We start from the raw sequence: 9,793 nt of genomic DNA on the forward strand, positions 1-9,793 counted from the left end.
TCGGCGACGCCGCGCACGTCCACTTCCCGATCGGCGGCCAGGGCCTGAGCACCGGCGTGCTCGACGCGCTGAACCTGAGCTGGAAGCTCGCCCTCGCGGCTTCCGCGTCGACGCGGAACTGCACGAGGACCTGCGCACCCTCGCCCGCGACGGCGGGGCCAGCCTCTTCATGGTGCTGCAGGCCGGTCTGGCCGCGCTGCTCGGCAAGCTGGGCGCCGGGACCGACGTCCCGATCGGCACGCCCGTCGCGGGCCGCACCGACGAGGCCCTGGACGACCTGGTGGGCTTCTTCGTCAACACACTCGTGCTGCGCACCGACCTGTCCGGCGACCCGACGTTCACCGAACTCCTCGGCCGGGTGCGCTCCGAGGCGCTGGCCGCATACGCGCACCAGGACGTGCCGTTCGAGCACCTGGTCGAGGCGCTGAACCCGGCGCGGACCCTGGCGCACCACCCCCTGTTCCAGACGATGCTCACCCTCCAGAACGCGCCGTCCGGCGCCTTCGACCTGCCGCGGCTGCGAGTGGCGTCCGACCTCGTCCCCACCGGCACCGCCAGGTGCGACCTGACCTTCGTCCTCGCCGAACAGCCCGGCGGAGGCGGCCTGTCGGGCGTCGTGGAGTACAGCACGGACCTGTTCGACGCGGCCACCGTCACCGGCATCGTCGAACGCTGGCTGCGGCTGCTGCGCACCGTGGCCGCCGACCCCGGACGGCGCATCGGCCAGGTGGACGTGGTGTCCGCCGACGAACTCCGGGCACTGCTGCCGGCCGGTCGGAGCGGGGAACCGTCGCAGCACAGCCTGCCCGCACTGTTCGAGCGGCAGGTGCGGGCCGATCCGGACGCCGTCGCACTCACCGACGGCGCGACCACCCTCACGTACGGCGGTCTGAACGCCCGCGCCAACCGGCTGGCGCACGCCCTGATCGAACGGGGCATCGGCCCCGAGCAGCTGGTGGCGCTGAAGCTCCCGCGCTCCGCCGACCTGGTCGTGGCGGTGCTCGCGGTGCTCAAGGCGGGTGCCGCCTACGTACCGGTCGATCCGGCATACCCGGCCGCCCGGATCGCCTACCTGCTCCAGGACACCCGGCCCTCCCTGCTCCTGACGACGAGCCGGGCGGACGCGGCAGCCGAAGACCGGCTGCTGCTGGACACCGCGGACCTGGACGGGCTGCCGGACACGGACCCGGGAGCCGCCGTCGACCCGGCCCACGCCGCCTACGTCATCCACACCTCCGGCTCCACCGGGGAGCCCAAGGGCGTCGTGATCCCGCACCGCAACGTGGTGCGCCTCTTCGACACCACACGCGAGCGGTTCGGATTCGGCTCCGACGACGTCTGGACGCTCTTCCACTCCTACGCCTTCGACTTCTCCGTCTGGGAGCTGTGGGGACCCCTGCTGCACGGCGGCCGCCTGGTGGTCGTGGACCACGAGACCAGCCGTTCGCCCGGCCGGTTCCTGGACCTGCTCGTCCGCGAACGGGTGACGGTGCTCAACCAGACGCCGTCCGCCTTCCACCAGCTCGTGCAGGCCGACGCCGAGGACCCCGGGACCGGCCGACGGCTCACCCTGCGCACGGTCGTCTTCGGCGGCGAGGCCCTGGAGCACGCCCGGCTGGCCGACTGGTTCGAGCGCCATCCGGAGGACGCGCCGCGCCTGGTCAACATGTACGGCATCACCGAGACCACGGTGCACGTCACGTACGCGGAACTCGGCCGCACCGCCACCGTCCCCGGCGACATCGGCACCGCCCTCCCCGACCTCTGGGCATACGTCCTCGACGCCGGCCTGCGCCCGGTCGCCCCGGGTGTCCCCGGCGAGCTGTACGTCGCGGGGGCCGGCCTGGCCCGCGGCTACCTGAACCGGCCCGGGCTGACCGCGGGGCGCTTCGTGGCCGACCCGTACGGACCCGCGGGCTCCCGCATGTACCGCAGCGGCGACGTGGTGCGCCGCGGCGCGGACGGCACCCTGAGCTACGTCGGCCGGGCCGACCAGCAGGTGAAGGTGCGCGGCTTCCGCATCGAGCTGGGTGAGATCGAGGCGGCCCTGGCCGCACACCCGGACATTGCGCAGACCGCCGTCCTCGCCCGGCAGGACCGGGCCGACGACACCCGGCTCGCCGCGTACCTCGTACCGGCCGCCGACGCGGTCCCGCACCCCTCCGCCCTGCGCGCGTACCTGCGCGAGCGGCTGCCGGAGCACATGGTGCCCGCGGCGTTCGTCACGCTGGACGCCCTGCCGCTCACCGTCAACGGCAAGCTGGACCACCGCGCCCTGCCCGCCCCCGACCTGGCGCCGGCGACCACGTCGCGCGCCCCGCGCACCGCCCAGGAGCAGATCCTCTGCGAGCTGTTCGCCGAGGTCCTGGGCGCGCCGTCGGCCGGCGTGGACGACGGCTTCTTCGACCTCGGCGGGCACTCCCTGCTCGCCACCCGCCTCGCCGCCCAGATCCGCGCGACGCTCGGCGTGGAGATGCCGCTGCGTACGCTCTTCGAGGCACCGACCCCGGTGGCCCTGGCCGCCGCCCTGTGCGCCGCGGGACCGGCGCAGACCGCCCTGGTGCGCCGCGAGCGCCCCGAGGTGGTCCCGCTGTCGTTCGCGCAACGCCGCCTGTGGTTCCTGCACCAGCTGGAAGGCGCGGGCACGAACTACCACATCTCCCTCGCCTGGCGGCTCACCGGCGACCTGGACCGGCGGGCCCTGGAGGCCGCCGTCGCGGACGTCGTCGCCCGGCACGAAAGCCTGCGCACCGTGTTCCCGGCGGTGGACGGCGTCCCGCACCAGCGGGTGCTGGACGTGGACGACGCCCGGCCGAGCCTGCCCGTGCACGCGGCCACCGAGGCCGGGCTGCCGGACCTGATGGCGGCGGCGCGGGACCGGCGCTTCGACCTGGCCGCCGACATGCCGCTGCGCGCCGAGCTGTTCGCCCTCGCACCGGACGACCACGTCCTCCAACTGGTGCTCCACCACATCGCGGGTGACGGCTGGTCGCTGAGCCCTCTCGCGCAGGGCCTGACCGACGCCTACACGGCGCGTCTCGGCGGCGGGGCCCCGCAGTGGGCGCCGCTTCCCGTCCAGTACGCCGACTACACGCTGTGGCAGCACGAACTGCTCGGCGACTCCGCCGACCGGGACAGCCTGCTCGCCGGGCAGGCCGACTACTGGACCCGGCAACTCGCCGGGCTCCCCGAGCTGATCGAGCTGCCCGCCGACCGGCCCCGCCCGGCGGTCGCCTCACACCGGGGCGGCTCCGTGCGCGCCGGCCTGGACGCCGAGCTGCACCGGGGGCTCCGCGAGCTCGCCCGCGCCCACGGGACGAGCCTCTTCATGGTGCTCCAGGCAGGGCTGGCCGCGCTGTTGAGCAAGCTGGGGGCCGGCGACGACATCCCGGTCGGCAGCCCGGTCGCCGGCCGGACCGACCAGGCGCAGGACGAGCTGGTCGGCTACTTCGTCAACACGCTGGTCTTCCGCACCGACACCTCGGGCGACCCGACGTTCGCCGAGCTGCTGGACCGGGTCCGGGACACCGCGCTGGCCGGGTACGCCCACCAGGACGTGCCGTTCGAGTACCTGGTCGAGGTGCTGAACCCGGCCCGGTCGCTCGCCCACCACCCGCTGTTCCAGGTAATGCTGGTGCTCCAGAACGCGCCCCGGGCCGAGTTCGCGCCCCCCGGGCTGCGCGTCGAGGACGTGCCGTCCGCGTCGGCCACGGCCAAGCTGGACCTGATCCTCACCATGGCCGAGCGGCACGCGGAGGACGGCTCCCCGGACGGGCTCGACGGGTCCGTCGAGTACGCCGACGACCTCTACGACCCGGGTACCGTCGAGACGATGCTCGCCCGCTGGGAGCGGCTGCTCCGCATCGCGGTCGCCGACCCCGGGCAGCGGCTCAGCCGGCTCGACCTGCTCACCGCCGACGAGCACGACGCGCTCGCGGCCCTGGGCACCGCCCCGGAGGCCCCGGCCCGTGCCGCGACGCTGCCGGAGCTGTTCCGGGAGCAGGTGCGGACGGTTCCGGACCTCACGGCACTCGTGTGCGGCGATGTGTCCATGTCGTACGCCGAGTTGGACGTGCGGACGAACCGGCTGGCGCATGCGCTGATGGCACGCGGTGCGGGGCCGGAGCGGTTGGTCGCGGTGGCGTTGCCGAGGTCGGCGGACCTGGTGGTCGCGATCCTCGCCGTGCTGAAGTCGGGTGCTGCCTATGTGCCGGTGGATCCGGAGTATCCGGCCGCCCGGATCGCGTACCTCCTGGACGACGCCCGACCGGTCCTGACGCTGACCGACAGCCGTACCCAGGACCGGCTGCCGGAGGAGACCGGCGACCGGTTGGTGCTCGACGGCCCGGAGACCTCCGCACTGGTCGGGAGCTGCCCCGCCACCGACCCGATGGTGCCGGTGGATCCGGCCCAGCCGGTCTACGTCATCTACACCTCCGGGTCCACCGGCCGCCCCAAGGGCGTCGTCGTGACGCACACCGGCCTGGTCAACCTGTACGCCAACCAGGGCCCCCTGGTCTCACCGACGGGGGAGCGGCTGCGCGTCGGACTGACCACGTCCGTGTCGTTCGACGCCTCCTGCGACCAGCTCTTCGCCGTGTTCGCCGGGCATGAGCTGCACGTCCTGGACGAGGCGACCTGGACCGACCCGGAGGCCTACCTCGCGTACGCCGCGCGGGCCGGCCTCGACACCCTCGGCGGTACCCCGTCGTACCTGCACGTCCTGGTCGACCACGGGCTGCTCGACCACCCCCGGTGGCGCCCCGCGCTGGTCGCGCTGGGCGGGGAGCCCGTGCCCGAGCAGCTGTGGGAGCGGTTGCAGGCCGCCGACGGGGTGCGCGCGCTCAACTACTACGGCCCCTCCGAGTGCACGGTCGACTCGGTCGTCGCGCCCCTGGCGTCGAGCCCGCGTCCGGTGATCGGCCGGCCGATGGGCGGGACCCGGCTGTATGTGCTCGACGGTGCGCTGCGGCCCGTACCGGGCGGTGTGGCGGGTGAGCTGTACATCGCGGGTACGGGGCTCGCGCGCGGCTACTTCGACCGGCCGGGGCTGACAGCCGGGCGGTTCGTGGCGGACCCGTTCGGCGCGGGCGGTGCGCGGATGTACCGCACGGGCGACCTGGTGCGCTGGGACAGGAACGGGAACCTCGAGTTCCTCGGCCGTACGGACGACCAGGTCAAGGTACGCGGCTTCCGCATCGAACTCGGCGAGATCGAAGCCGTCCTCGGCGAACACCCCGCCCTCGCCCGCACCGCCGTGGTCGTCCGGCGGGACGGGGCCCGGGGTTCCCGGCTCGTCGCGTACGTGCAACCCGCCGCCGGTGCCGCGCCGCAGACCGAGGAGCTGCGGACACACCTGCGCGAGCGGCTGCCGGAATACATGGTGCCGGCCGTCTTCGTCCCGCTCGACGTGCTGCCGCTGACCCCCAACGGCAAGCTGGACCGGCGCGCCCTGCCCGAGCCCGAGGCGTCCACGACGGCCGGCCGGGCGCCGCGCACCCCCGAGGAACACGTGCTGGCCGGACTGTTCGCCGAGGTGCTGGGCGTGCCACGGGTCGGCGCCGACGACGACTTCTTCGACCTCGGCGGGCACTCCCTGCTCGCCACCCGGCTCGTCGCCCGCGTCCGCGCCACGCTGGGCGTGGAGCTGGCCCTGCCCACCCTGTTCCGTACGCCGACCGTGGCCGGACTGGCAGCCGGACTGGGCAGCGCCGGCCGGGCCCGGCCCGCGCTGGAACGGGCCGACCGCCCCGAGCGGGTGCCGCTGTCCTCCGCGCAGCGCCGCCTCTGGTTCCTGCGCCAGCTGGAGGGCGCCGAATCCGTCTACAACATGCCCCTCGCCTGGCGGCTCACCGGTCCGCTGGACCCCGCCGCCCTCGAAGCGGCGCTGGGCGACCTCGCGGACCGGCACGAAACCCTGCGTACGGTCTTCCCCGCCCAGGACGGGGTGCCGTACCAGCGAGTGCTGGCCGCCGGAGACGCGCACCCCGCCCTGGCCGTGACCGCGGCCGACACGCGGAACCTGACGGCGCTGCTGACGGCCGCCTGCGCGCGAGGCTTCGACCTCGCCGCCGAACCGCCCCTGCGCGCGGAGGTGTTCGAGGTCGCGCCGGACGAGCACGTGCTGCTCCTGGTGATGCACCACATCGCCGGCGACGGCTGGTCGCTCGGCCCGCTGGCCGCGGACCTGGCCACCGCCTACGCGGCACGCGTCCGCGGCGAGGCCCCCCGATGGGCGCCGCTCCCCGTGCAGTACGCCGACTACACCCTCTGGCAGCACGGACTGCTCGGTGACGCGTCCGACGAGGACAGCCTGCTTGCCCGCCAGACCGACTACTGGACCCGGACGCTCGCGGGCCTGCCGGAGCAGATCCGGCTCCCCGCCGACCGCCGGCACCCCGCCACCCCGTCCAGCTCCGGCGGCCGGCTCGCGATCGAGCTGGACGCGGAACTCCACGCCGGACTGGTCCGGCTGGGCCGCGAGCACGGCGCCAGCGTGTACATGGTGCTCCAGGCAGCCCTGGCCTCCCTGCTGGACAAGCTGGGTGCGGGCAAGGACATCCCGGTCGGCAGCCTCATCGCCGGCCGCACCGACCAGGCGCTCGACGACCTCATCGGGTTCTTCGTCAACACGCTGGTCCTGCGCACCGACACCTCGGGCGACCCCTCGTTCGCCGAACTGCTGGGCCGGGTCCGGGAGAGCGCCCTCGGTGCCTACGCCCATCAGGACCTGCCGTTCGAGCAGGTCGTGGAGGCGCTGAACCCGTCCAGGTCGCTCACCCGCCAGCCGCTGTTCCAGGTGCTGCTGGCGCTCCAGAACGTGCCCCGCACCGACTTCGCGCTGAGCGGGCTGGCCACCGAACCCGTCCTGGTGGGAACACCGACGACCATGTTCGACCTCGGCTTCCACCTGCTGGAGCGCGGCGGCCCCGGTGCCGCCGAGGGCATCGTCGGGCGCGTCGAGTACAGCACCGACCTGTTCGACCCCGCCACGGTGGAGGCGCTGGTCGCCCGCTGGCTGCGGCTGCTCGCGGCGGTCGTCGCCGAGCCGGGGCTGCCGCTCAGCCGGATCGACGTCCTCACCGCCGACGAACGCCACGAGCTGCTGGTCGCCCGCAACGGCACCGCCCGCCCGCCCGCCGAAGCCACCCTGCCGGGGCTCTTCGAGGAGCGGGTGCGGGCCACCCCGGACGCCCCGGCCGTGGTCTTCGAGGACACCGTGCTGTCGTACGGCGAGCTGAACCGCCGGGCCAATCGCCTCGCCCACGCGTTGATCGCGCGCGGAGTGGGCCCGGAGCAGGTCGTCGCCCTCCGGCTGCCGCGCTCCGCCGAGCTGGTGGCCGCCGTTCTCGCGGTGCTCAAGACGGGAGCGGCGTACCTGCCGGTGGACCCGGACTACCCGGCCGCCCGGATCGCGTACATGGAGGAGGACGCGCGCCCGGCCGTGGTGCTCGACGACCTCGCCGCCGTGACGCCGACCGGCACGCTCCCGGAGCACGACCCGGGCGTGCGCGCGGACCCGCGCCACCCGGCGTACGTCATCTACACCTCCGGCTCCACCGGACGGCCCAAGGCCGTCGTCATGCCCGCCGCCGGCCTGCTCAACCTGCTGGCCTGGCACCACCGCGCCGTCGGCGGCGAACCCGGCACGCGCACCGCGCAGTTCACCGCCATCAGCTTCGACGTCTCCGTGCAGGAGATGCTGTCCGCACTGCTGTACGGCAAGACCCTGGTGGTGCCCACCGAGGAGCAGCGCCACAGCGCCGAACTGTTCGCCCACTGGCTGGACCGCCACCGCGTCGAGGAGCTGTTCGCGCCGAACCTGGTGGTCGAAGCGCTGGCCGAGGCCGCCGAAGAGGCCGGTCTCGACCTGCCGCACCTGCGGCTCGTCGCCCAGGCCGGGGAAGCGATGCGGCTGGGTGGCGCCGTACGCCGTTTCGCCGCCCGGCCCGGCCGGGTGCTGCACAACCACTACGGCCCCGCCGAGACCCACGTCATCACCGCCTACGCGCTCCCGGCCGACCCCGCCGACTGCCCGCGGCCCGTGCCGATCGGCCGCCCGGTCGACAACTGCCGGGTGTACGTGCTGGACGAGGCCCTGCGCCCCGTCGCCCCCGGTGTCCTGGGCGAGCTGTACCTCGCCGGAACGGGCCTCGCCCGCGGCTACCTCGACCGGCCCGGGCTGAGCGCCGGACGCTTCGTCGCCGACCCGTACGGTCCGGCCGGCGCGCGCATGTACCGCACCGGCGACCTGGTCCGCTGGGCAGCCCACGGCGAGCTGGAATTCGCCGGCCGGGTCGACCACCAGGTCAAGGTGCGCGGCTTCCGCGTCGAGCCCGGCGAGATCGAGGCCGAGCTGACCGCGCACCCGGGTGTCTCCCAGGTCGCGGTCCTCGCCCGGGAGGACCGGATCGTCGCCTACGTCGTCCCGGTGGACCCGGCCGCGACGACCCCGGCCGCGCTGGCCGCCCACCTGGGCGACCGGGTGCCGGAGTACCTGGTGCCGTCCGCGTTCGTGCTGCTCGACGCGTTGCCGTTGACCCCGAACGGGAAGCTGGACCGGGCGGCGCTGCCCGCGCCCGACGCCGCGTCCACGGGGGGCGGCCGGGCGCCGCGCACTCCGCAGGAGCAGATCCTGTGCGAGCTGTTCGCCGACGTCCTGGGCCTCGCCCGGGTCGGGGCCGACGACGACTTCTTCGCGCTCGGCGGGCACTCCCTGCTCGCCACCCGGCTCGTCTCACGGGTCCGGGCGACCCTCGGGATCGAACTGGAGCTGCGCGCCCTGTTCCGGACCCCGACCCCCGCCGGGCTGGCGGCCGGGCTGCGGGACGCCGGCGCGGCGCGCCGTGCTCTCGTGCCCCGGCCCCGGCGCGAGCTGCTGCCGCTGTCGTTCGCGCAGCGCCGCCTGTGGTTCCTCCAGCAGTTCGGCGCGCCGAGCGCCACCTACCACATGCCGCTGGCCCTGCGGCTCTCCGGCGAGCTCGACCGGGACGCGCTCGGCGCCGCCCTGGTGGACGTGATGACCCGGCACGAGACCCTGCGCACGGTGTTCCCGCAGACCGGAGGCATCCCGCACCAGCGCGTGCTGGACACCACCGAGGTCGGCGTCCCGCTGACCGTGCGGCCCGCCGGCGAGTCCGAAGTGCCCGCGCTGCTGCGGGACGCGGCTGTGCGCGGCTTCGACCTCACCGTGGAAGTCCCGCTGCGCGCCGAGCTGTTCGCGGTCGCGCCGGACGAACACGTGCTGCTCCTCGTCATGCACCACATCGTCGGCGACGGCTGGTCCATGGGCCCGCTCGCCCGCGACCTGGCCGCCGCCTACACCACCCGGCGGGGCGGCGGGGAACCGGAGTGGCCGCCGCTGCCGGTGACGTACGCCGACTACACCCTGTGGCAGCACGAGATCCTCGGCGACGAGGACGACGCGGACAGCCTCTTCTCACGTCAAGTCGCCTACTGGAAGAGGACGCTGGCGGGCCTGCCCGAACAGCTGCGACTTCCCGCCGACCGGCCGCGTCCGGCCGTCATGTCGTACGCCGGTGATGTGCTGGAACTCCGCATCGACGCCGAACTGCACGCGCGGCTGGCGGAGTTGTCGCGACGATCCGGTGCCACCCTCTTCATGGTGTTGCAGGCGGGTCTGGCGGCGTTGTACACGCGGTTGGGTGCGGGGACGGACATCGCGATCGGGAGTCCGATCGCGGGGCGTACGGACGAGGCGCTGGACGATCTGGTCGGGTTCTTCGTGAACACGTTGGTGCTGCGGACGGACACGAGTGGTGATCCGGGTTTC

At 74.3% G+C, this 9,793-nt stretch carries 1 pseudogene; it reads left to right on the forward strand.

The features are described 5' to 3' along the window. Window positions 1-100: 100 nt before the first annotated feature. Window positions 101-9,793, forward strand: a pseudogene (locus ACN6LM_RS36730) (non-ribosomal peptide synthetase); the annotation flags it as partial.

It is taken from the genome of Streptomyces sp. SAS_281 (assembly GCF_052542855.1).